The sequence below is a fragment of the Paracerasibacillus soli genome (assembly GCF_042432965.1).
Classification (GTDB): Bacteria; Bacillota; Bacilli; order Bacillales; family Amphibacillaceae; genus Paracerasibacillus; species Paracerasibacillus soli.
The window spans coordinates 16,553-41,009 of sequence record NZ_JBHLWL010000013.1; the positions used below are offsets into that span (position 1 = coordinate 16,553).

Sequence of the window (24,457 nt, forward strand, 5' to 3'; positions counted from 1 at the left end):
GTCTATAAGGATTTTTTTCACAAACAAATACTAGGTGTAAATACCCATTAGTCCGAAGGGGCCAGAAGAAAAATGTCGAAACAACACTAAAGCTAGGTATTAATATTCATTTTTGTGTAAAGCTCGATGTTAGCAAAGACGAGAAAAATAAAGTAAACAAGCATAAAGCAGAGAGTATGAAGTATAACATTCGAAATACCGTGATTTGAATGTTTTGAATATTGTTTTATAATATTGTTACAGCAAGACTGTGTAAAACGTCCTAGATCAAATTTCACCTTATAATCAAGAAGATGGGATAAAAAAGAAATAGATAAATAGTGAATGTTGTAAATAGGGGGGACGGTTTTGGAGCAAACGATTACAAAAAAAGGTCTATTGGATGAGGAATGGGTGCTATTAATAAAAAAGGCGAAGTTTTGTGGGTTTACAAAGGAGGAAATTAGACTTATTTTAAGTGAACTGAAACAAAATGAAAGTTGAGGCTGGGGTATAACAAAAGGTTGGATCCTTCAACTACGATTATTAGTAAAATCGTTAAATTATTTACTAATAATCGTAGTTATGATGAGGGGGATCAGATCCTTACGACCTAGTCTCTCTTTTTATATTTTCATTTAGGTCTAAAGAACTAATAAAACTAAAGTACCAAGTGAGAAATGTCGAAACGAAGCATTTTCTAGGTATTATTATCCATTTTAGTTAAAAGGTAGAATCTACGAAAAACAGAGAAAAACATTGTAAACATGCGATTTAAAGAGTAAATGAAATATTATGTGGCAGTTTCAAGCTTTTGAATCTTTAGAATATTACCTTATAATCTATCTACATTCCTTTACACTTACTAGGATACATAACATAACAAGGGAGAATGAAATAGTTGGTAGAAAGGATAGGTGATAGTGAAGAGGAAATTCATTTTTAGTCTATTAGCATTCATCTGTATTTTTTTATGTACATCGATGTGGGTGGCCGCAAATCGTGGTTATTTCTTGCTAATAGGTCCAAAAGAGGAAGCAATCCAACAGGAAATTTTAACAGCAAAAGATGCGAGCAATCAATATTTGGAAAACGAATTACAGAAGTTTCTCGATGAAAAAGATTTGACATTACAAAATGCTGATGTAAACGCACTTATGCTTCAATTCATACTGGAATCAAAATTACAGATTGAGGAATATAGCACACGATACGAACAAGACATATCTGCTAACTTTGAACAATTACTAGCAGATGACTTTGAAGAATTTTTTCAGAGGAAGACCAAAACAATCGAAGTGGATATGACAGATGAGATAACGGTTTTTTTAAGTGAATTATTAGAAAGTAGCGATGAGCAATGAATAAGCCAATAAAGGAAAAGGGGAATGGAATCATGAACTTATTAAAATCAGTTAAGGGAAAAGTGATTGTTGGTGTAGCGGCTGTTGGAATTTTTACAAGTGCAGGCTTTGCTTTAGCTAATTCAGATGCGGGACAAGCATTAAAAAATTGGTATGATCGCGTCTTTAACGAAGCGGTTGCGGAATCTGTTGCTGGGGCACAAGCGTATGGTGAGGGATTAATTCCGGAGTTAGAGGAGGAATATGGTGATAGAAAAGCCGTTGCTGATAGGCAAATCGATCGCGATGCAGATAAAAAAGTAACGGATAGTGTACATGCAATAGGTGAGGCGAAAGAGGCGCATATTGCTTCATTAGATGATGCAAAAGCTGAAATACTCGTAAATATGGAACGAGACTTTTATCATGCCTTTCAAGAAGGTTGGTTTGAAATTCAAGCATATGGAGAACAGGCAAAGCAATATGTTAATCAGGATTTAGCAGCACACTTCTCTGGGAAAGAGGACGCAGTTTTAGCAAAAATGACGGAAGAAATTAATGCAGCACAGGACCAGGCTGTTTCGGAATTAGAAGTAGCAATCGATAATGCGAAACAGGAAGTGGAAGAACAGCTAAATGTTGGTTCAGAAGCATTGGAGAGAAACTTTAAAACACAAATCGATCATCAAGTAGATGAGCTACGTAGAACGGTAACAGCGATTATTGAGAATTTGCAGAACGAGATTAAAGTTACAGTTGCTGCTAAAGCTGAAGAATTACAACAAGACGCATTTCGAGCAATGGATGACGTTGTTTCAGGTTTAAATTAAAAAGTAATGCGGGGTCCTCTACATGGGGACCCTACCTTTCATTGCTGAGGAGTGGGTTGAAATGAATAGTCGATTAGAACAATCATTACAAAAACGTCATAAAAAGAGAATACGTTTGTTAATTGGCTGTGTGGTAGCTTTTGGTATTATGTTGACCAGTCTCACTGTGGCACATGCACAATTAGATATTCAAGCCATCATTAGCAATTGGTTTGACAATAAGAAGATAGCGTCGATGAATGCGGTTGAAAATGCAATTGCGGATGAGCAGGCAAAACAAGTCGAAAGATTAAAGGATGAACTTCAACTTACAATTTCAAAAACAGAAGAAGCAATGAATCATTTCGTGGAACAGGAAAAGCAAGAACGAATGAAAGCAATACAAGATTATGCAGATCAATTAATTGCCAAACTTTATGATGAGAAGGACGAACAAATAGTGAAAGACAAAGAATATATGATGCAAGCGTTTCAACGTATTATGGAAGAAGCAATAGAAGAGATGGAGTTGATCAGTATTCCACCCAACTCTATAAATGGACAAGAGCCGAAAGAAGAAGTGGACAAATCTGAGGAGTCAGAGTTAGAAGACTTAAAATAAAGAACAGTTATAAGAAAATTGTTCTTTATAGAATTTCTCCCTTCAAATATGATATACTTTATCGTGAAAGAAGGTGAGGAACTTGATAGGAGAAAAAATAAAGAAAATACGTCAAGAGAAAAAAATGTCTATTTCTGAATTGGCAGAAAAGGCGAATGTTGCAAAATCATATTTGAGTTCCATTGAACGTAACCTTCAAACAAATCCTTCAATACAATTCATCGAAAAGATTAGTGCCGTGCTTGGAATCTCTGTTCATGATTTGTTAAATACGAGTGAGATGGAACAGCAGACAGAACAACTTGATGAAGAGTGGTTACAAATCGTCCAAGAAGCAATGCAGTCTGGTGTTTCTAAACAGCAGTTCAAAGAGTATTTGGAATTTAATAAATGGCGACAACAAAACAAATAATACATTGTAATCATCATAATTGAAATCTTACTGAGGAGCCGCAGTGTTTGCCACTGTGGTTTTTCTTATGGTATAAACGTCTTGAAAAGAATATACTGAAAAGGGCATCTTTACATAGTTGAATGGATGAAACTGGGACAAAATCAAAGTGTCAGAACTCTACTATTGCATTCAGTATGAAACAATCAGTTTTTTACTAGTTATATTGGTTGAACGAGGGGTTATCCGCTCATGTCTCGGCCCCATTGTTGACGGACATAGCCTTTCATTATTTTAAAAAAGTAGGTTGAGTGTATGCGTTTAGATAAAAAGTATTTTGTTTGGTTATTACCTATTTTGTGGATGGGGGTTATTTTCCTTTTTTCATCACAACCATACGATAGACAAGATATTAAACCAGTGATGAATAAAATCATTGATTTATCATTCATGGAACGTTATGTTTCATGGATTTCTTTTACATATGCAAATTCCGAGGTAAGTGTACAAGCGATTGGAATTGACAGGTTTATAGAGTTCTTTATACGAAAAGGTGCCCATTTTACAGTGTTTTTTATTTTAATGATTTTATTTTATATCGCTTTATCACGGACAAACCGGTTGAAATTAAAGGCAAATTTAATTGTTTCGCTTTTACTATCTATTGCATATGCTGTAATGGATGAGTTTCATCAAGGGTTTACGCCTAATCGCACTCCTTATATTGGGGATGTCGTGATTGACGGAAGCGGAGCATGTGTTGCAGGAATTTTAATATATATTATCTTAAAGCGCAAACGCAAAGTACATGATTACTAATTAAGAAGACTCTGAAATAAAACTGTTTTTTTATACGAATTGTGGTATGATTTGAATAGCTTGTGAAAAAAATAGCGAACAACAGTGAGAATTGTTGTAAAGAGGTGAAAAGTGAATGAAGGAACGTGAAAATTTAAAAAAGCTATTAAAAAAAGTCATTCACGAAACAGAAAACAATAAATTTCATTCAGCCGAAGAGTTAGTCCAAACATTGATTCGAGAAATAACAAGCCAGGGTGAAAGTCTACCGAATGTAGCTGGTTTTGATAAATAATAATACGAAATAATTTACATACAAAGCTACGGTTGTTTATATACTATAAACCGTGGTTTTTTGTGTTAGAATAGAACTATATTTAAATTATTGCAATGAGGACAAGGCGATTTATTTTAGTTTTAGTAAACAGAGGATGTTCAATGAGCAGTCTTCTATCGCACACAGTTTAAATGATGAAATGGCCTCGCCTCGCCCTTTTTGTGAAATAGAAAGGATCATTAAAAATGAAACAATTATCTTCTATATTTATTCGGAATATCACAATCCATACAGAAACAGAAGTATTACAAGGAGGAAGCTTACTTTTACAAGATGGAAAAATAACAGGTATTTATGCAGAAGGTGAGCAACCAGAAAGTTATCCAGCTCCTCTCAAAATAATCGAAGGAAATGGTTTGTTAGCAATTCCGGGATTTATTGATGGTCACATACATGGAGCAAATGGTGCGGACGTGATGGATGCTACTGAGGAAGCACTTGATAAGATGGCTGAGGTGTTACCAAAAGAAGGAACAACAAGTTTTCTAGCAACTACTGTTACACAGTCTCCCGAAAATATTGAGCGTGCGCTACAAAATGTCGCCGAATATCCCAATAAGCCTGGACAAGCTGAAATTATCGGTGTACATCTTGAAGGACCGTTCATAGAAAAAGATCGAAAAGGGGCGCAACCTCTAAAATATATTATAGAACCGAATGTGAAACAATTTGAGCATTGGCAAAAAATATCCGGGAACAAAATTAAGACGATTACGATGGCGCCAGAGCATGATCCGAATGGGGAATTTATTAAACATTTATCAGCAAATGGTGTTAATGTGTCAGCAGGGCATACAAGTGCAACATTTGCTGAAATGAAACAAGCTGTTCAATATGGTGTTCGTCAAGTGACACATATATGTAATGCGATGACGGGAATTCATCATCGTGATATTGGTGTTGTCGGTGCAGCCTTTGAATTGGAAGAATTACGTGCTGAGTTAATTGCAGACGGCATACATGTATCACCTGAGATGATGCAAATCATTTATCGAAACATGGGGAGCGAGCGCCTCATCCTCATAACAGATGCCATGCGTGCAAAATGTTTACAACCGGGTAACTACGAACTTGCTGGTCAGCCGGTGATTGTATCCGAAGACCGCGCAGTATTAGAAAGTGGCACATTAGCTGGAAGTATATTAAAATTACATCATGGTGCTCAGAACATGCTACAACTATCAGATGTCACTGTGGAAAATGTTATCCAAATGACCGCATCAAATCCAGCAAAACAATTAGGCGTTTTTGATAAAAAGGGTAGTATCGCAGTAGGTAAAGACGCTGATGTATTGTTAGTAAATGAACAATTAGATATAGAAAAGACAATTTGTAGAGGTGTAATAGCCTATACAAGAGAGGGGAATAATTAAATGCAAATTATAAAAGTAAAAGATTATGAAGAAATGAGTAAAAAGGCAAGTGACATTTTATCTGACAAATTAAAAGGCAAACCAGAACTTGTTTTAGGTTTAGCGACTGGATCTACACCAGAAGGATTATATAAATTGCTTATCGAGCAGTATAAAAATAATGAAATTTCTTTCAAACAAGCAAAAACATTTAATTTAGATGAATATGTTGGGCTTGATCGTCAAGATTCAAATAGCTACTATTACTACATGAACAACCAATTATTTAAACATATAGATATTCCACTTGAGCAAACAAACATTCCAAATGGTATCGCGACAGATAGTGATAAAGAATGTTCGGATTATGAAAAGTTAATCAAGGAACAAGGTGGAATCGACATCCAATTATTAGGTATGGGATTAAATGGACATATTGGGTTTAATGAACCTGGTACACCATTTACAAGTAGGACACATGTTGTAACACTAGATGAATCAACACGTCAAGCGAATGCGAGATTTTTTGATTCCTTAGATGATGTACCGACTAATGCCATTACAATGGGGATTGAAACAATTATGGATAGTAAAGAGATTGTAATGCTCGTGTCTGGAGAAGCAAAAGCGTCTACATTACAGCAAGTGATTCAAGGTGAAGTGACAAAAGATGTACCTGCAACAATTTTACAACGTCATCCGAACGTTACCATTATTGCAGATGAAGCAGCGCTTTCTAAAGTACGTTAATTTATTGCAGGTTAACGAAGGACTCAACTAATAGAAGTTTTACTTCATATGATAAATAAAAGTACGGGATGACCATATTAATTGATCATCCCGTACTTTTGATTAAGGCTCTTTTGTAGATAAAACATCGATTTCAATATACTTTTGATCGATCATTTTTACATTTGCTTGATCACTTGTTAGGTTTGTTATCCACTCTGTAAAAGAAGACTCAGAGCCTATTTGGACATAGACGATAAACTCAACATTTTCCATATAATGAATTGTTTCAAGAATATGGTCAGAATTCCTTAATTCATTTTCTAGTTTTCCTAAAAGTGGATATGTAACAGTTATAGAGAAGCCTTGCATTAGTTGGCGTTTTACGATGCCTGTTGTTTCAATTGCTTTTGATGTTGCACTACCGTATGCACGAATAAGCCCACCAGCACCTAGTTTTATACCACCGAAGTATCTTGTAATAACAACAGCCGTATCCTTTAAATGTTGTTTTTTTAATACTTCTAAAATAGGTACTCCAGCTGTTCCACTAGGCTCACCATCATCATTTGCTTTTTGGATTTGGTCATGCTCACCAATGATGTATGCAGAACAATTGTGAGTTGCATCATGATGCTTTTTTTTAATTTCTTGAATAAAGAGTTGAGCTTCATCCTCAGTCTCTACACGCTTGACATATCCAATAAAGCGTGACTTCTGTATCGTTAATTCATCTGAACCACTATGTTTAACGGTAAAATAAGTTGCTAGCATGCCAAGCCTCCTTCAATTTGGTATTAGCTCGAATCATAGTAAATGAAAATAGCTTTAATTTTTTATATATCTCTCTATTATGTTAATATGAATAAAATACTATTTTCAAGTTTAATAAGAAAAGTCACCTTATGTCCTAAAAAAATGGTATAGTAAATATAATAAAGTGTAGAATGTGCGTGTTTTTCAGGTGAATGGGACTATGGGCCCTATTAAAATTTCAGCTTTCTACGTATGATTATATCATAGGTTGGTGTATGTGTATGGAAGTACAAGTGACGAATAAAAGTTTAGATAAAGTTATCGATGAAATGGTTGATGTCGTCGAAAAAAGTAAAGACGAAATATTTTTTATTAGTGAAGAGGCAAGAAAAGAATTAGAAGGACTGGAGCAGGAACTAGTTGAAACAAAAGAGAAGGTTCTTTTATATATTGAAAAAAATGACCACTTACAACTAAAAGTGAAAAGTTCCCGAAAACGACTAGCGGAAGTGAGTATGTATTTTGACCGATATTCGGAAAAACAGATACATGATGTGTATGAAACAACGCATGCGCTCCAAACAGAATTAGCAATTGTGCAGCGAGAAGAAAAAATAATGCGGCAAAAACGTGATGAACTTGAAAGAAGAATTGCCTCGCTTAAACAGACTATTTACAGAGCGGAAGGCTTAGCTGGAAAAGTTTCAGTCGTATTAAATTATTTGAATGAAGACTTCCAACATGTGAATGAAGTCTTGGAAGAAGCAAAGGAAAAACAAGAGTTTGGGCTTAAAATCATCGAGGCACAAGAAGAAGAACGCCGGAAAATATCACGTGAAATTCACGATGGTCCTGCACAAATGTTAGCAAATATTTTGCTACGTTCGGAACTTGTTGATCGCACATTTCGTAGTGGTAATGTAGATGGTGCATTAGCCGAAATAAAGAGTGTGCGCAAAATGATACGCTCGTCACTTTACGAAGTAAGAAGAATTATTTATGATCTTCGCCCTATGGCTTTAGATGATCTAGGTCTTATACCAACATTAAAAAAATATTTATCTACAATTTCAGAATACAGTAATGTAGATATTGAGTTTTTATACTTTGGTGATGAACAGCGAATAAACTCTAAATATGAAGTTGCCTTTTTTCGATTAGTACAAGAAGCGGTACAAAATGCATTAAAACATGCAGAAGCATCATTGATCTTAGTTAAAATAGAGATGAATGTAAGAAATTTGATTGCGGTTATCCGTGATGATGGAAAAGGGTTTGATCCCAAAGTTAAACGTGATAAGTCATTCGGACTGATTGGCATGAAAGAACGAGTTGAAATGTTTGAAGGAAAGTTGACGATTGATTCGGAAATTGGAAAAGGCACAAAAGTGTTAATCCAAGTACCGTACAATTAAATTTATATGAAGGACTTTATATTGAGGGAAGAGTGAAACGGGTTACGTAGGGAGGAGAAGTGTGAAATGGAAATAGAGAAACAGGTTAAAATAGTGTTGATTGATGATCACAAATTATTTCGTGAAGGTGTAAAACGGATTTTAGAATTTGAATCCGCTTTTAAAGTAATTGCGGAAGGTGACGATGGATCAGAGGCACCAAAATTAGTAAGAGAGAATCAACCAGATGTTGTGTTAATGGATATTAATATGCCAAATATAAACGGTATCGAAGCAACAGCAGATCTCGTTCGTTTATTCCCAAAAACAAGGATTATTATTTTATCTATCCATGATGATGAAAGTTATGTTACACATGCTTTGAAAACTGGTGCACAAGGTTATCTTCTGAAAGAAATGGATGCAAACTCTCTCATTGAGGCTATTAAAGTCGTGAGTGAAGGCGGTTCGTACTTACATCCAAAGGTTACACATAACTTAGTTAGGGAATATCGTCGTCTTTCAAAAGAAACAGGACAAGGTTCAGACTTAGTGAATATAAAATTTCAAAAACCACTGCATATTTTAACGAAAAGAGAATGCCAAGTTTTGCAATTAATTGCTGAAGGTAAAAGTAATCGAGCAGTGGCGGAATCGTTATATATTAGTGAAAAAACAGTAAAAAACCATGTGAGTAATATTTTACAAAAAATGAATGTAAATGATCGTACGCAAGCTGTTGTTACTGCGATACGAAAAGGTTGGGTTGAAGTAATCTAATATTACTTATGTGATATAACCTCTGTGAAAGATATTTTTGCAGAGGTTATATTTCATCATGGCAAGATTTCCCCCTCTGTTAAACAATGCTTTTTTTATCGTATTCATGTAGAATAGAATCAAACAAACTTATGTTAAAAATGGAAAATTGACTTTTGATTTTTTTGAGAGGAAGGTATGAAATGAAAGTTGCTGTAATGACAGACAGCACGGCGTACATTCCGGCGGATATTCGTGAACAGCTAGGTATACATATGGTACCGCTTAGTGTCGTGTTTGAAGATGAAACGTATAGAGAAGAAATAGATATTACAACAGAAACATTTTATGAGAAGTTACAAAAGGCAAAAGAGTTACCGACAACATCACAACCGTCAATCGGTTACTTTACAGAGAAGTTAGAAGAACTTAAAAAGGATTACGATGCTGTTATTTCCATTCATCTTTCAAGTGGAATTAGTGGTACATATTTAGCAGCGGCTAGTGCTGGAGAAATGGTGGAAGGAATTAAAATATATCCATATGACTCGGAAATAAGTTGTATGGCACAAGGCTTTTACGTGTTGGAAGCGGCCAAACTGGCGAAAGAACAAAAAAGCCCTGAAGAAATTATTGCCAGATTAAATGAAATGAAAAAGTCGTTACAAGCATATTTCATGGTTGATGATTTAACAAACTTACAACGTGGTGGGCGATTAAGCAGTGCCCAAGCATTAATTGGCGGATTACTGCAAGTAAAGCCGATTTTATATTTTGCCGACAAAGTGATTGTACCGTTTGAAAAAATCCGTACACGAAAAAAAGCAATAAACCGTATCATGGGCATGTTAGAAGAAGATGCAAATAAAGGTAAAAACTTAAATGTCGTATTTATTCACGGAAATGATGAACAATCAGCACTTGATTTACAAAAGGAATTTACAGGAAAATATCCTTCTATAGAAACATCTATTAGTTATTTCGGTCCTGTAATTGGTACACACCTTGGACAAGGTGCTATTGGTGTAAGCTGGTATGAAAAGTAGGAATTATTGTTAAATAAGATGTGTGCAGATAGGAAGTCATGTACTTTCCTATCTGCTAAATCATGCAAGCGAAATTTTATGCACTACGATAGGGGGAAATATGTGAAACGATGAATGAAATGCATGTAACGGATAACATGACCGAAACATTGTGCTATATGTACAGCGGAAAATTATTACTTCGGCATGAAATCTATTTAGATGACGCTACTTTTCAAAAACTCCTCATAAATGGTTCCTTTCAGATTATCCAACCGTTCAAACAACAACTTTTTATTCATACATGCCAAAGATGCGGTAATACAAATCAATCATATATCGGAAAAATAGATTGCGCATGTTGTAAGCAAGAACATATCTATTGTCGGAAATGTATTGAAATGGGAAGGATGATGTCTTGTGAACCCCTCTATTTATGGACGGGTATAACTCCGTCATGGCCACTACATGAAAACCCTTGTACTTGGACTGGAACATTAACCACTGTACAAGCGCAAGCAGCTAAACGCATCGTACGTGCTATTCATTTAGCAGAAAAGGAATTACTCGTATGGGCAGTATGTGGCGCTGGAAAAACTGAAATGTTATTTCCAGGGATTACAGAGGCTTTACAGCAAGGAAAAAGAATTTGCATTGCCACCCCTCGCGCAGATGTTGTTCGTGAATTAAAACCCCGTATGCAACAAGCATTTCAACATGTATTGGTACAAGCATTGTATGGAGGAAGTAAAGATAAAGACGGAGCTGCACAACTTATTATCGCAACAACACATCAGTTATTACGGTTTCAAGACGCCTTTGACTTGATGATCATTGACGAAATCGACGCGTTTCCATATCATACTGATCCATCCTTACCCTTTGCTACAAAAAGGGCTAGCAAAACTTCAAGTACGACTATTTATTTAACAGCTACCCCACGGAAACAACAACAATCTCTCATAAGAAGAAAGAAGCTACCACATATATTCGTGCCAGTTCGCTATCACGGTTATCCTTTACCAGTTCCGCAAATGAAGATGACATTTTCTCTTAGGAAAGCATTACAACATTATCAGCCTCCAGTTCAATTTATTTCATGGTTAAAATTACGAGATAACCCAAATAGACAATTACTTATCTTTGTGCCGACCACCGCGCTTGCCGAACAGCTTCAGGTGAATGTTAGCACAATGATGATAAAGGAGAAATTAATCCAATATAATAGGGAAGTCGACTTTGTCCATGCGAAAGATTCCCAGCGGGCTGAAAAGGTACAACATTTTAGAAATAAAAGTATAAAAGTGATGATTACAACGACGATTCTAGAAAGAGGGGTTACATTCCCATCGGTGGACGTCGCTATTTTAGATGCGGGTCATGAAGTATTTGATGAAGCTGCCCTTGTACAAATAGCAGGACGAGCTGGAAGAAGTGCAGACGACCCTACGGGAGAGGTCATGTTTTTCCATGATGGGAAAACAGAAGCGATGGTACAAGCAATCAGTGCGATTAAACAAATGAATAAGCGTGGTGGTATACAATGACCTGTTTATGGTGTTTTAATGAAAATACGCACACCATTTCTTGGACAACGATGTTTGTTGTCAGAACATCAGTTACGCTTTGTACAAATTGTGAGCAAATGCTTCAAAAGATTAGAGATGAACGCTGTAGGAAATGCTGTAAATGGACAACAAAGGCGGTCTGTGCAGATTGCAAATGGTGGGAGCAAATGGAAGATCCACTTACATATAATCATTCTGTTTTTACATACAATCATTTCATGCAAGCGGTGATTACAAAATGGAAATATCGTGGAGATTATATGTTAGGAGAAATGTTTCGACATGCTTTTTATAAGGAATTTCAGGATCAATTCAAATGTAGCCAACAGACGCCAGCTATTGTACCTATACCGTTAAGTGATGGAAGGTTAGCAGAAAGAAAGTTTAATCAAGCAGCACAACTTGCGCAATTCTTAACGAAAGATTATGAACAATTATTAATGCGAACAGATAGTGAAAAACAAGCAAAAAAGACACGACGTCAACGGATATTTACGAAAAATCCATTTAAACTTGTAAAACCTATTCACAAACCGGTCGTTCTTGTCGATGATATATATACAACAGGAACAACTTTACGACATGCCGCAAGTATATTAAAACAGCATGGTTGTCCTAGTGTGTACGGTTATACGTTAGTCCGTGGTTAATAAAATATGATAAAATGTAAAATAGTAAGGAGAATATTGCGATGGGTGAATTAGCTAACTGTTCACGTTGTGGAGCAGTATTTGTAAAACAAATCCGTGATATTTGTCACAATTGTTATCAAGAGGAAGAAAAAGCGTTTAAAATAGTATATGCATTCTTAACAAAACAAAAAAATCGTGAGGCGACGATACAAGATATTGTGGAAGCGACAGAAATTGAAGAGGAATTAATTATTAAGTTTATAAAAGAAGGACGTTTGAGACAGTCCCAATTCCCAAAATTATCTTATCCATGTGAAAGATGTGGTCGTCAAATTGTAACTGGAAAGTTATGCCAGACGTGTATGGGACAATTAAAAAAAGATTTAACACAACATGAACAAGTAGAAGCGTTGCATAAGAAACACGAAAATGAAGAAAAAGAATCAGAAAGCGTTTATTTCGCACTTGAACGATATAAAAAATAAAATTCATTAAACATAACGGATTTTATTCCGATATAATAAATAACATCATTATATGGACGTAACTTTGAAATGTAACAGAGGAGGAATATAGTGAAGATACAAGGTCCAAATCAAACAAATTTTAATCCGTATAAAAACATACAAAAAAAATTAACGCAACAAAGTGCAGGAATATCGAAAAATGATCAGTTGGAGATTTCCGATATGGCTAAAAAACTTCAAGATCAAGGCAATATACAAACGGAAAGAAAAGAGCGCATTGAAAAAATAAAACAAGCAATTGATGCAAATGAATATAAGGTAAATTATGAAAAAACTGCCCAGAAAATGGTTGATTTTTGGACGAAATCGTAATAAGCGTGTATCTATTGGGTATGGAAAAGTTCTGTGTTGAACGCATGAAAGGGAGAGATGAGTTTGACGATTCAATTAATAGTAGAAAATCTAGCACAACTTTGTGAATTGCATCAAAAGCTTTTAGCTATTTCTGTTGAAAAAACAGAAGTAATCAAAACAAATAAAGTTGATCACTTACAAGCTCTCGTCTTAAAAGAAAGAAAAGTCGTTCAAGACCTAGGGAAAGCGGAACAGGAACGTAAACAATTAGTTGAAACTTGGTTTTCAGACCAATCTCTTTCTGTGGAAGAAGCTACGGTAACGAATATGCTTCCATATATTAAAAGTGAAACAGAACAAGCAGAACTTGAACGGATAACGATTGCTTTAACTGAAATAATTGTAAAGCTAAAACAACAAGAAAATTTAAATGAACAACTTATCCATCAATCGATGCAATTTGTTCAAGTATCATTAGATTTAATTAATCCAACAGTAAAAAATGTAAACTACGGAAAAAAAGAAAACGCGCAGACAGCAAACAGAACATTATTTGATTCGAAAGCGTAAAGGAGTTTAATGATGAGTACTTTTCATGGTTTAGAAATGGCGAAACAAGCGCTATTTACCCAACAAACAGCGCTTTATACAACAGGACATAATATTGCCAATTCAAATACAAAAGGTTACACACGTCAACGTGTTAATTTTGAAACACAAGGTGCATACCCTTCACCTGGACTTAATCGTCCGCAAATGCCTGGTCAAATTGGTACGGGCGTTAAAGCAGGTACAATTGAACGGATTCGAGATAAATTTTTAGATCAACAGTATCGAACAGAGCATACGAAAGCAGGTTACTGGCAAACGACTTCTGAAGCATTAGGTCGTATGGAGAGCATTTTAAATGAGCCATCTGATAGTGGTTTAGCTAAAACATTTGATAAGTTTTGGGATTCTTTACAAGACCTTGCAAATAATCCTGATAATTCAGGTGCCCGTTCCGTTGTTGCACGTAGGGGACAAGCTGTAGCTGATACATTTAATTACTTAAGTAATTCGCTTACAGCAGCTAAAAAAGATCTAGCGAACCAAGAAGATGTGACTGTAGAGAAAGCAAATACTTTGATTGACCAAATACATGAAATAAATGAACAAATTAAACGTTTAGAGCCGCACGGATATTTGCCCAATGATTTATATGACCGTCGGAATGTATTAGTGGATGAATTAGCAGAAATTGTGCCGATTCAAGTAGATTATGAAAAAAGCTCAAATAGTTCACCAGATATTGCAGAAGGGCTTGTAAAAATAACCCTTGCTGACAGTGGTGAAAATGGGGGCACAGTTTTACTTGATGATAAAAATGGGGAAATGAACAAGTTTAAATCTTCTCATGCAGCCGATGGGGCCGAAGAAGGACTTGATCCGACTAAATTAAAAGATAAAAACGGTTCATTAAATGCCCTTGTACATGCGCAAGAAGAATATACGGACATGTTAGCAAACTTAGATAATATGGCCAAAACCTTCGTTGAAGAATTTAATAAAGTCCATAACGATGGCTATGATATCAATGGTGAGCAAGAAGGAGAAGGAAACTTTTTCACTGGAGATAGTGCAGCAACGATCAAGATTTCAGATGCAATTTTGAAAGATCCAGGGCAAATTCGCGCTAGTGCTGGAGCAACAGGTGAAGGAACAAAACTGGATGGAAAAAATGCGCTTGCATTAGCAAGTATATTTGAAAAGACAATTGAAAAAGATACTGATCCCGGTAGTGAAAATCCGTTACAAGGTACGTCTATTTTAGGTTTTTACCGCTCGCTTATCGGTGATCTCGGTGTACAGGCACAAGAAGCTAATCGTATGACAGATAATACGAATGCGTTACGCGCACAAATTGATAGCCAACGGGAGTCTGTAAGCTCGGTTTCCCTTGATGAGGAAATATCGAACCTCGTTAAATTTCAACATGCTTATAACGCAGCAGCTAGAAGTATGAATGCAATTGATGAGATGTTAGATAAGATTATTAATGGAATGGGATTAGTCGGGAGGTAGGTGTTAAATTATGCGTGTTACACAAAATATGTTATCGAACCAGATGTTGCGTAATCTATCAAACAACTATAAAAATCTAGATAAATATATGGAACAAATTAATACGGGGAAAAAAATAACTCGTCCATCAGATGATCCAGTTGTTGCAATGCAAGGAATGACTTATCGTTCAGAAGTCGGGAGAATTGAACAATATCAGCGTAACGTAGGTGAAGTTCAAAACTGGATGGATAACGCGGACACAGCACTTGATAAAGCAACACAAGCTTTACAGCGTGTGCGTGAACTAGCAATTAAAGCAAATAACGGACCGAATGGTGAAGATGAACTAAATAGTATAAAAGAAGAAGTGGAACAATTAAAATCTCACCTCATAGACATTGCAAACACCAATGTGAATGGTAAATATATATTTAACGGTACAAATATAAATACGCCACCATATAGCGCTGACGGGACTTCGAATTTTAACAATGAAGATGTCACCATTGAGATAGGAAATGGTACGGCGATAGAGGTAAACGTAAAACCTGAAGATGCTTTTGAGGTTACAATACCAGGAGAAGATGGAACGGATTCAACAATAAATGTGATGGACGTACTAGATAACTTCATAGCAGCACTTGGAAATGAAGACAGCGACAAAACAATTGATGATAGTATTGCAGAACTCGATTTAAGTATTAACAAAGTAATCAATGCCCGTGCCGATTTAGGTGCTCGTATGAACCGTGTTGATTTAATCGAGGATCGTTTAAGCCAACAGGAAATTGTTGCGACTAAGATGATGTCTGATAATGAAGATGTTGATTATGAGGAAGTTATTACGAATCTCATCACACAGGAAAGCATATTACGTGCTTCATTAAGTGCAGGCTCTAGAATAATTCAACCTTCTTTGTTGGATTTCCTAAGATAAACTTTATCAGCCCTACCCTAATTTGTGGTAAGGGCTATCTTTTTATGGCAATGGAACTTGCTGTTAGATTTCCGCTTTAAAATTCAAGGGAATAGGAAGTGGGAAATCAATAGTTGATTCACGCAACAATCAATACAGTAGGGGAAGTAAGCCCCCCTGATTGAAGTTTCAGTTTATGTGATAAGGGAGATGACATACGATGAGACTTCCGCAAATTCGGATGGAATCACAATTTGCACAAATTCAGATTAACCAAACGAGTGGAACGCTGACGATGGAGCAACCACATGCTACCGTATCCATTCAGCAACCAAAAGCAGAAATTTCCATCGAAACGACCCCTTCTACTTTAACAATTGACCAAACAAAAGCATGGGAAGATATGAATTTGATGAATATTTTACGGCGTACAGAGAAAAATGCTCAAGAAGGTCACCAGGCTTTGTTAGAAGGAATTGGCAGACGTGCGGAGCAAGGTCAACAATTAATGGAAATAGAACATAATGGCAATCCTTTAAAGGAGCAAGCTATTGTAAATGGAAATAGGCCGGAAAAATCGCTAGGTATTACATTTATCCCTTCGAATTTTGCTGTGCAGATTCATTATGAACCTGCTAAAGTTTCAATAGAAGCGAGAGCGAAACAGCCTATTATTGATATAAAAGCAAATCAACCGATTATTCAATATGAACGTGGTGATGTATCAATTGGAATGAAACAATATGCACAATTGAACATTGATTTTGTGAACTTATTTGATATTGACGGATAATTGTTCTATATAACATCATCGTTTTCCTGCTTTAAAAGAAAGGATGGCATGGTTATGCAAATTAAAACAAAATACTTAGGTGAAGTAATAATTAAAGAAGAAGATATTATCTCCTTTCCGACAGGTATCCCCGGTTTTGTAGAAGAGACGAAATTTACAATATTAGATTTTCCTGGAAATGAGACATTTCAATTTTTACAATCGGTGCATACACCTGGACTTGTGTTTGTAATTACGGACCCATATCAATTTATGAAAGCATACACTTTTAAACTTGATCAGACATTTTTAGAACAGTTACACATTCGACATGAAGGGGACGTTGTTGTGCGTTCTATTGTAACGCTGAGAGAGCCGTTTTCCGAAAGCACTTTGAATTTAAAAGGACCACTCATTATAAACGCCCAAAAAAATATTGGAAAACAGTATATTATCAATGAAGATGACTTCCCAGTGAAAGCGCCGATTTCATCCTTCCTTATCTCTAAAGGAGGAGAAGCATAATGCTTGTACTTTCACGAAAACTAGGTGAGTCCATCCAAATTGGCAATGATATCGAAATTAAAATCTTAAGTGTAGAAGGCGATCAAGTAAAAATTGGTATCCAGGCTCCAAGGAATCTAGACGTTTACCGAAAAGAAATTTATTTAGATATTCAAGCTCAAAATAATGAAGCAGCTAATCTTTCCTTAGATGTCTTAAAAATATTAGGTGATCAAAAAAATAATCGTAAATAGACGATGAAACATGCGAACAGACTAAACAACTACGTCACATATTCCGATATAAATAGAAACAAGATGATAAGGGGTTGCATGCGATGCGCATAGAGCATTTAACAGGGACATCTTCTATGCAACAAAATGTCCAACAGCAAGATACAAACGTAAAATTAGAGAAAATAGTACTGCTTGATGGTAGTACAGCGATGAAAGAGAACGTAGAGGATACCATTCAGCAAACAGTTAATATTTCAACCGCTGTTGAAAAAATGAATGACTTTATCGAACCTTTACATACCGACTTGAAATTTTTATTACATGAAAAGCTAAATGAATACTATGTTGCAGTGGTCAATCCAATTACAGATGAAATTATTAAAGAAATTCCACCAAAGAAAATGTTGGATATGTATGCGGAAATGGCACAATTCATGGGAATTTTAATCGATAAAAAGATTTAACAGGGGAGAGGAAAGCAATGAGAATTGGTGGTTTAGCCACAGGTATGGATATAGATGAACTAGTGAATAAGCTGATGACAGCAGAACGTATTCCACTAACTAAAATGCAACAAGATCGCACCACTTTAACTTGGACACGTGATGCATTTCGCGATGTGAACTTAAAATTAACGGAATTAGATAATATGTTTTTAGATATGAAATTAAGTAAAACATATCACTCTAAAACTATTAGTTCATCAAATGAAAATGCGATTAGTGCAACTGCTACAGCAGGAGCATCAAATGGGACGTATAAGATTTCGGTTTCCGAGCTAGCGACATCGGAAATGACAATTGGCGGAAAGATTGCTATAGATCCAAATGAAAAATTGTCAGACAAAGGTGTAAAAGCTACACACTATACTTTTACAACATATGACAAAGACGGAAAACCTCAAGAACAAGGATTTGATATTCTTCCAGATGATACATTAAATACAGTTTTAAAACGTATTTCTGAGGTGGATAATAACGTCCGGATGTTCTATGATGAAAGTTCTAATCGTGTTGTGATGGAAACGACACGTACCGGGATTTATAATACTAACGGTGGTTCAGAGGTAGAGTTTGGAGGCAATGACTTTTTTAATGAGGTATTAAAATTAGGTACAGGTAATAGAGAGAAGCATGTTGCCGCAAAGAACGCAGTATTTACGTACAACGATAACCTTGAAATTACATCACAAAATAATAACTACACATTAAATGGAATCACATATAACTTTAAAAATACGACGACAGAGCCTGTTTTATTAACAGTTGACAATGATGTAGATGCCGCTTTTGATAATATTAAAAATTTCGTTGATAAATATAATGAAGTAATTGATAAGCTAAACGGTTCACAACGTGAAGAGAAATACCGTAATTATAAACCACTAACAGACGAGCAGAAAAAGGAAATGTCTGAAAAAGAAATTGAACTATGGGAAGAAAAGGCAAAAAGTGGTTTATTAAAAGGTGAATCAATTATTACGAATGGTATGTTCTCCTTGCGTCAAAGCTGGTATGCCAATGTAAATGCAGATGGGAAATATAAATCTATTACCGATATTGGCATTACGACAACAAAAAGTTATTTAGACGGTGGAAAACTTGAAATTGATGAAAAGAAATTAAAAGAAGCGTTACGTGAAGATCCAGAAAGTGTTCGAAAGCTCTTTTCCAATGATGAAAAAGGAGATAATCGCGGTATCGTGAATCGCGTACAAGATTCTTTATCGACTATCAAATCAAGTATTGAAGACCGTGCAGGTAATACGTATAAAACAGAAGAAAACTATACGTTAGGAAAACGACTAAAAGATTTAAATAAGCGTATTTCAGATTTTGAAAAGCGTCTTACTAATGTGGAGACACGTTATTGGAATCAATTTACAGCTATGGAGAAAGCAATACAAAGGATGAACGAGCAATCTAGTTACCTCACATCGCAATTTAGTTCGTAATACTATCGATTGCTTGTATTAGGGGAGGTTTACAAATGGCGATAAATAAAGCGTATCAAACCTATCAGAATAATGCAGTGAACACTGCCTCTGGCGGTGAATTAACATTGATGCTGTATAATGGATGTATTAAATTTATTAAGCAAGCAATGAACAATATTGAGAACAATCAAATTGAAGAAAAGAATAAACATATCCAAAAGGCCCAAAGTATTATTCAAGAATTGATGTTAACATTAAATCAAGAAGTTGAAATTTCACAACAAATGTTGCCACTTTACGAGTATATGAATTATCAACTTACAGAAGGAAATATAAAAAATGATGTCTCACATCTAGAAGAGGCACTTCATTTTGCAACAGAATTTAGAGATACGTGGAAACAAGTATTACAACAAACTCGTCAAAAAGAACATACACAAGGTGCACAAGTGTGATGGGCGATATTAAAAAGTTATATGATGTTACACTAAGGCTGAAAGAAGTCGTCGAACAATCTACTACGAGTAAAAATCGACAAGATCATATTGATGAAATCAATAAATTAGTAGATGAGCGAAGTGAATTGATTAAAAATATTACCCCGCCATATCGTGAGGATGAAACATTACTCGGTAAAGAAATAGTCGCATTAAATGTGCAAATTCAAGCGCAAATGGAACGATTATTTCAAGATTTGAAGTTAGAAATGAAACAAGTAAAGAAACAAAAGAAGTCAAATGAATCTTATATTAATCCGTACAAACATATCCAAACATTAGATGGTCTATATATGGATCGGAAGAAATAATCATAAAACATTAGCTAATTAGAAATATATCGTGTTTTAGCAGGATTTTTTTGTGGAAACATAGTATAATGTATATATAGAGATAGAAGTTTTAAGATTATAAAGGAGGACAAGGATATGAATTTTAACATTCGTGGTGAAAATATTGAGGTAACTGCAGCAATCCGGGACTATGTAGAAAAGAAGATTAGCAAACTGGAGAAATATTTTGATACACCACCGTCCTCAGATGTGCACGTGAACTTAAGTGTCTATAATGATGAACAAAGAATAGAAGTTACGATTCCAATGGTCGACTTATTGTTACGTGCAGAAGAACATCATACTGATTTATATGCAGCAACTGATTTAGTAATTGATAAGCTTGAAAGACAAATTAGAAAATACAAAACAAAAGTAAATCGCAAGTTTCGAAAAGAAGGTTCACCAAAACATGTTTTTGCGGAACTAGAGAAGGAACGCCAAGATCTACTTGCGCCAGAAGATGATTTTGAAATTGTTCGTACGAAACGCTTTGATTTAAAACCAATGGATTCTGAAGAAGCTATTTTGCAAATGGATATGCTAGGACATACTTTCTTCGTATATACAGATGCACATTCTGGAGATACAAATATCGTATATCGCAGAAAAGATGGACGTTACGGACTAATTGAAACGAACTAATAAAACGAAAAACTACGTAGAGAATGTTTGATTCTCTACGTAGTTTTTTTATGTATCAAACTAAAAAAAGAGATGAAACAGACGACGCAATCGAAATTTGTCGGACACTTAACCAAATTTGAAAAATGAACAACAGTTTTTTCTTAAAATCCCCCTTTTTACACAAAATCAACCCTAAAACAGGCATGAAAAGGATAGAAAGTTGTCGAACAAAATACTGAATTTTAAAAATGGCAATTAGGTAAAAGGAACTAGCATATGTTATACATATATGTAAGATAAACAAAAGGATGGTGCGGATGAAAAATAAAGAAAAACAAGAAATACGTGATATTTTGTTGAAATTAAAGCAACATGAAGAGGTTATATCGCAACTCGTAACGATGGTTGGTTGGACGAATCACTATTTAATTAAAATGAATGCTGGGCAAGAAGATAATGCAAGGTGAACTTCGATTTCTTTCCTCGAAAAGTATCCTCTTTACCTGTAAAGGTTGCCTCTATCTGCCCGCCTAAAAAGAGTAGTTATCTCCTAACTGCTCTTTTTCATATTTAATCCCCATTAAATATCTATTCCTATCACAATGATGTGATGGCTATATTCACGGTTGTCATTGCCTATAGGAAAGTGTTATTATTAAAGCTAGATTATTATTATGATGACATAATATATTGTATATATGTTTGAATGATAGAGGAGCGTTTTAAAATGGCAAACATATTGAAAAAGATTTTTGGTGATGGAAACCAACGTAAAATTAATAAAATACAAAAAACAGTTGATCAAATTGAAGCTTTAGAGCCGGAGTATGAAAAACTTAGTGATGATCAATTGAAACAAAAGACAGAAGAATTTAAGACACGTTATCAAAATGGAGAAACTTTGGATGACCTACTTGTAGAAGCTTATGCAGTTGTAAGAGAAGCTTCTAAACGTGTCTTGCATATGCGTCCTTTTACTGTGCAGCTAATAGGGGCTGTCGTTTTACATGAGGGTGATATTGCGGAAATGAAAACCGGGGAAGGTAAAACCCTTGCCTCCACAATGCCGGCTTATTTAAATGCCCTTTCAGGAGATGGTGTTCATATCATTACGGTAAACGAATATTTAGCGGACCGTGATGCTTCTGAAATGAGCGTACTCTTTGAATTCTTAGGTTTGACAGTAGGATTAAATGTGAATGGTAAATCAAAAGATGAAAAAAGAGAAGCATATCTTGCCGATATAACATACGGAACGAATAATGAGTTTGGTTTTGATTATTTGCGAGATAATATGGTGCTTTATAAAGAGCAAATGGTACAACGACCTTTAAACTTTGCAATCATCGATGAGGTGGACTCTGTTTTAATTGATGAGGCGAGAACACCACTTATTATTTCTGGATCTGCACAGAAATCAACTTCCCTTTATATGCAAGCAAATGGTTTCGTAAATACATTAACACGTGAAACGGATTATACGTATGATGAAAAAACAAAAGGAGTGCAGTTGACAGAAGAAGGAATTAACAAAGCTGAGCGCTATTTCAATATTGAAAATCTATTTGATTTAGACAATGTGTCCTTGATTCATCATATTAATCAGGCATTAAAGGCACATGTTGCGATGCACCTTGATACAGACTATGTTGTAGAAGAGGGAGAAGTTGTCATCGTTGACCAGTTCACTGGGCGATTGATGAAAGGCCGTCGGTATAGTGATGGTTTGCACCAGGCTATCGAAGCGAAAGAAGGCTTGCAAATTCAAAATGAAAGCATGACATTGGCCTCGATTACATTCCAAAACTATTTTAGAATGTACAAAAAACTTGCTGGGATGACTGGTACGGCTAAAACCGAAGAGGAAGAATTCCGTAATATTTATAATATGGAAGTCATCGCGATTCCAACGAATAAAGTTATTGCACGTGATGACCGCGCAGATATGATTTATAAATCGATGGAAGGTAAGTTCAAAGCTGTTGTAGAAGAAATTAAGGAACGTCACCAAGCAGGACAACCTGTCTTAGTTGGTACCGTAGCAGTAGAGACTTCTGAACTTATCTCAGACTTATTAAAAAGAGCCCGCGTGAAACATAATGTATTAAATGCGAAAAACCACTATCGTGAAGCAGAAATCATTGAACAGGCGGGGCAAAAGGGCTCCGTAACAATTGCCACAAACATGGCCGGTCGTGGGACAGATATTAAGCTTGGTGAAGGTGTAAAAGAATTAGGTGGTCTTGCGGTAATCGGAACGGAACGCCATGAATCACGAAGAATTGATAACCAGCTACGTGGACGTTCAGGACGTCAAGGTGACCCTGGTATGTCTCAATTTTATCTGTCAATGGAAGACGAACTCATGCGTCGATTTGGCTCTGATAACTTAAAATCAATGATGGAACGTTTAGGAATGGATGACAGCCAGCCAATTGAAAGTAAAATGGTTTCACGTGCAGTAGAATCTGCACAAAAAAGAGTTGAAGGTAATAACTTTGATGCGCGTAAAACCGTTCTTTCCTATGACGATGTTCTTCGTGAACAACGTGAAATCATATATAAACAACGTTTTGAGGTTATTGACTCAGAAGGTGACGAGCTAAGAGAAATTATTGAAAGTATGATCCAATCAACCATTGAACGAGTTGTCCAAACACATACACAAGACGATGACGAAGACAACTGGGATTTACAAGCTATTGTGGAATTTGCGCATGGGAACTTACTAAACCAAGAAGATGTCGCATTAGCGGATATTAAAGGTAAGGAACCAGAAGAAATTGTAGAATTCTTGATGAATAAAGTGAAATCACGTTATGATGAAAAAGAAGAAGAATTGACATCAGAACAAATGCGTGAATTTGAAAAGGTTATTTTACTACGTACCGTAGATACAAAGTGGATGGATCATATTGATCAAATGGATCAATTGCGCCAAGGAATTCATTTACGAGCATATGGCCAAGATGACCCGTTACGCGAATATCAGCTAGAAGGCTTTGCGATGTTTGAGGCAATGGTTGCTTCTATTGAAGATGAAGTTGCTAAATATATTATGAAAGCACAAATTCGGGAAAACTTGCAACGAGAACCTGTTGTTAAAAATACACAAGCAGTTGCAGGTGGTGGCGAAGAAAAGCCGAAAAAACGTACACCTTATGTGAGACAAAATAATATTGGACGGAATGATCCATGTCCGTGTGGTAGTGGAAAGAAATATAAAAATTGTCACGGTAAGTAATAAGTTTCGATATATATATGATATTTATTAGA

Annotated in this window: 30 protein-coding genes; 29 read left to right on the plus strand and 1 reads right to left on the minus strand. The window is 35.6% G+C overall.

All coding sequences use genetic code 11. The features are described from left to right. The first annotated feature begins 348 nt into the window (after positions 1 to 348). From sinI to nagB, 9 genes are all read left to right on the plus strand, one after another. Positions 349 to 483 carry a DNA-binding anti-repressor SinI gene (gene sinI / locus ACFFIS_RS03835; RefSeq protein ID WP_320379639.1) on the plus strand — a complete coding sequence of 45 codons (135 nt, stop codon included), beginning with the start codon at positions 349 to 351 and terminating at the stop codon, positions 481 to 483. A gap of 419 nt (positions 484 to 902) precedes the next feature. Then, positions 903 to 1,343 (plus strand): hypothetical protein, encoded by a 441-nt coding sequence (locus tag ACFFIS_RS03840; RefSeq protein WP_320379638.1) that lies wholly within the window; start codon positions 903 to 905, stop codon positions 1,341 to 1,343. A gap of 32 nt (positions 1,344 to 1,375) precedes the next feature. Then, positions 1,376 to 2,152, plus strand: coding sequence for a hypothetical protein (locus ACFFIS_RS03845; protein WP_390186231.1), 777 nt, complete (start codon positions 1,376 to 1,378; stop codon positions 2,150 to 2,152). A gap of 61 nt (positions 2,153 to 2,213) precedes the next feature. Beyond that, complete coding sequence (locus ACFFIS_RS03850; protein ID WP_390186232.1) at positions 2,214 to 2,753, plus strand: hypothetical protein; 540 nt, start codon at positions 2,214 to 2,216, stop codon at positions 2,751 to 2,753. Positions 2,754 to 2,835: 82 nt separating this feature from the next. Further along, positions 2,836 to 3,165 (plus strand): helix-turn-helix domain-containing protein, encoded by a 330-nt coding sequence (locus tag ACFFIS_RS03855; RefSeq protein WP_320379634.1) that lies wholly within the window; start codon positions 2,836 to 2,838, stop codon positions 3,163 to 3,165. 294 nt (positions 3,166 to 3,459) lie between these two features. Further along, complete coding sequence (locus ACFFIS_RS03860; protein WP_390186234.1) at positions 3,460 to 3,963, plus strand: VanZ family protein; 504 nt, start codon at positions 3,460 to 3,462, stop codon at positions 3,961 to 3,963. A 115-nt stretch (positions 3,964 to 4,078) separates the two neighbouring features. Further along, complete coding sequence (locus tag ACFFIS_RS03865; protein ID WP_320379632.1) at positions 4,079 to 4,237, plus strand: hypothetical protein; 159 nt, start codon at positions 4,079 to 4,081, stop codon at positions 4,235 to 4,237. Between the two features lie 227 nt (positions 4,238 to 4,464). Beyond that, complete coding sequence (nagA, locus tag ACFFIS_RS03870) at positions 4,465 to 5,652, plus strand: N-acetylglucosamine-6-phosphate deacetylase (RefSeq protein WP_390186235.1); 1,188 nt, start codon at positions 4,465 to 4,467, stop codon at positions 5,650 to 5,652. After that, the gene (gene nagB / locus ACFFIS_RS03875; RefSeq protein WP_390186237.1) at positions 5,653 to 6,381 is read left to right on the plus strand and encodes a glucosamine-6-phosphate deaminase; all 729 of its coding nucleotides are present in this window, start codon (positions 5,653 to 5,655) and stop codon (positions 6,379 to 6,381) included. Positions 6,382 to 6,483: 102 nt separating this feature from the next. Here nagB and ACFFIS_RS03880 read toward each other — a convergent pair whose 3' ends face one another. Further along, a complete protein-coding gene (locus ACFFIS_RS03880) occupies positions 6,484 to 7,134 on the minus strand; it encodes a YigZ family protein (protein ID WP_320379629.1) in 651 nt (216 codons plus the stop codon). Positions 7,135 to 7,397: 263 nt separating this feature from the next. Between ACFFIS_RS03880 and ACFFIS_RS03885 the strand changes: the two genes are divergently transcribed. From ACFFIS_RS03885 to secA, 20 genes are all read left to right on the plus strand, one after another. Next, positions 7,398 to 8,531, plus strand: coding sequence for a sensor histidine kinase (locus ACFFIS_RS03885; RefSeq protein WP_320379628.1), 1,134 nt, complete (start codon positions 7,398 to 7,400; stop codon positions 8,529 to 8,531). Between the two features lie 66 nt (positions 8,532 to 8,597). Further along, on the plus strand, positions 8,598 to 9,290 hold the full coding sequence (locus tag ACFFIS_RS03890; RefSeq protein WP_320379627.1) for a response regulator: 693 nt from the start codon (positions 8,598 to 8,600) through the stop codon (positions 9,288 to 9,290). Between the two features lie 182 nt (positions 9,291 to 9,472). Beyond that, positions 9,473 to 10,315 carry a fatty acid kinase binding subunit FakB gene (locus ACFFIS_RS03895; RefSeq protein WP_320379626.1) on the plus strand — a complete coding sequence of 281 codons (843 nt, stop codon included), beginning with the start codon at positions 9,473 to 9,475 and terminating at the stop codon, positions 10,313 to 10,315. Positions 10,316 to 10,425: 110 nt separating this feature from the next. Continuing rightward, positions 10,426 to 11,841 carry an ATP-dependent helicase ComFA gene (locus ACFFIS_RS03900; protein ID WP_320379625.1) on the plus strand — a complete coding sequence of 472 codons (1,416 nt, stop codon included), beginning with the start codon at positions 10,426 to 10,428 and terminating at the stop codon, positions 11,839 to 11,841. Further along, the gene (locus ACFFIS_RS03905) at positions 11,838 to 12,512 is read left to right on the plus strand and encodes a ComF family protein (RefSeq protein ID WP_320379624.1); all 675 of its coding nucleotides are present in this window, start codon (positions 11,838 to 11,840) and stop codon (positions 12,510 to 12,512) included. Before ACFFIS_RS03900 ends, ACFFIS_RS03905 begins: the two co-directional genes overlap by 4 nt. Before the next feature lie 41 nt (positions 12,513 to 12,553). Further along, positions 12,554 to 12,979, plus strand: a complete 426-nt coding sequence (locus tag ACFFIS_RS03910; protein WP_320379623.1) for a TIGR03826 family flagellar region protein — start codon at positions 12,554 to 12,556, stop codon at positions 12,977 to 12,979. Positions 12,980 to 13,069: 90 nt separating this feature from the next. Beyond that, positions 13,070 to 13,333: a flagellar biosynthesis anti-sigma factor FlgM gene (flgM, locus tag ACFFIS_RS03915; RefSeq protein WP_390186239.1), complete on the plus strand. Its 264-nt coding sequence runs from the start codon at positions 13,070 to 13,072 to the stop codon at positions 13,331 to 13,333. A 63-nt stretch (positions 13,334 to 13,396) separates the two neighbouring features. Beyond that, positions 13,397 to 13,885 carry a flagellar protein FlgN gene (locus tag ACFFIS_RS03920; RefSeq protein ID WP_320379621.1) on the plus strand — a complete coding sequence of 163 codons (489 nt, stop codon included), beginning with the start codon at positions 13,397 to 13,399 and terminating at the stop codon, positions 13,883 to 13,885. A gap of 12 nt (positions 13,886 to 13,897) precedes the next feature. Next, positions 13,898 to 15,379 (plus strand): flagellar hook-associated protein FlgK, encoded by a 1,482-nt coding sequence (gene flgK / locus ACFFIS_RS03925; protein WP_390186241.1) that lies wholly within the window; start codon positions 13,898 to 13,900, stop codon positions 15,377 to 15,379. 10 nt (positions 15,380 to 15,389) lie between these two features. Next, positions 15,390 to 16,298, plus strand: coding sequence for a flagellar hook-associated protein FlgL (flgL, locus tag ACFFIS_RS03930; RefSeq protein WP_320379619.1), 909 nt, complete (start codon positions 15,390 to 15,392; stop codon positions 16,296 to 16,298). Positions 16,299 to 16,497: 199 nt separating this feature from the next. Continuing rightward, positions 16,498 to 17,070 carry a DUF6470 family protein gene (locus ACFFIS_RS03935; protein ID WP_390186242.1) on the plus strand — a complete coding sequence of 191 codons (573 nt, stop codon included), beginning with the start codon at positions 16,498 to 16,500 and terminating at the stop codon, positions 17,068 to 17,070. A gap of 54 nt (positions 17,071 to 17,124) precedes the next feature. After that, entirely contained in the window at positions 17,125 to 17,574 is a 450-nt protein-coding gene (fliW, locus tag ACFFIS_RS03940) for a flagellar assembly protein FliW (RefSeq protein WP_390186243.1), read from the plus strand. After that, entirely contained in the window at positions 17,574 to 17,807 is a 234-nt protein-coding gene (csrA, locus tag ACFFIS_RS03945; RefSeq protein WP_320379616.1) for a carbon storage regulator CsrA, read from the plus strand. The genes fliW and csrA overlap by 1 nt, the downstream gene beginning before the upstream one ends. Positions 17,808 to 17,890: 83 nt before the next feature. Continuing rightward, positions 17,891 to 18,253: a flagellar protein FlaG gene (gene flaG / locus ACFFIS_RS03950; RefSeq protein ID WP_320379615.1), complete on the plus strand. Its 363-nt coding sequence runs from the start codon at positions 17,891 to 17,893 to the stop codon at positions 18,251 to 18,253. Between the two features lie 17 nt (positions 18,254 to 18,270). Beyond that, positions 18,271 to 19,743, plus strand: coding sequence for a flagellar hook-associated protein 2 (locus ACFFIS_RS03955; RefSeq protein WP_320379614.1), 1,473 nt, complete (start codon positions 18,271 to 18,273; stop codon positions 19,741 to 19,743). A gap of 35 nt (positions 19,744 to 19,778) precedes the next feature. Continuing rightward, entirely contained in the window at positions 19,779 to 20,180 is a 402-nt protein-coding gene (gene fliS / locus ACFFIS_RS03960) for a flagellar export chaperone FliS (RefSeq protein ID WP_320379613.1), read from the plus strand. Continuing rightward, complete coding sequence (locus ACFFIS_RS03965; RefSeq protein WP_320379612.1) at positions 20,180 to 20,533, plus strand: flagellar protein FliT; 354 nt, start codon at positions 20,180 to 20,182, stop codon at positions 20,531 to 20,533. The genes fliS and ACFFIS_RS03965 overlap by 1 nt, the downstream gene beginning before the upstream one ends. A 117-nt stretch (positions 20,534 to 20,650) precedes the next feature. Then, a complete protein-coding gene (gene hpf, locus ACFFIS_RS03970; protein ID WP_390186246.1) occupies positions 20,651 to 21,199 on the plus strand; it encodes a ribosome hibernation-promoting factor, HPF/YfiA family in 549 nt (182 codons plus the stop codon). 299 nt (positions 21,200 to 21,498) lie between these two features. Then, the gene (locus ACFFIS_RS03975; protein WP_320379611.1) at positions 21,499 to 21,648 is read left to right on the plus strand and encodes a hypothetical protein; all 150 of its coding nucleotides are present in this window, start codon (positions 21,499 to 21,501) and stop codon (positions 21,646 to 21,648) included. A 260-nt stretch (positions 21,649 to 21,908) separates the two neighbouring features. Further along, positions 21,909 to 24,425, plus strand: a complete 2,517-nt coding sequence (secA, locus tag ACFFIS_RS03980; protein ID WP_390186248.1) for a preprotein translocase subunit SecA — start codon at positions 21,909 to 21,911, stop codon at positions 24,423 to 24,425. The last annotated feature ends 32 nt before the right edge of the window (positions 24,426 to 24,457 follow it).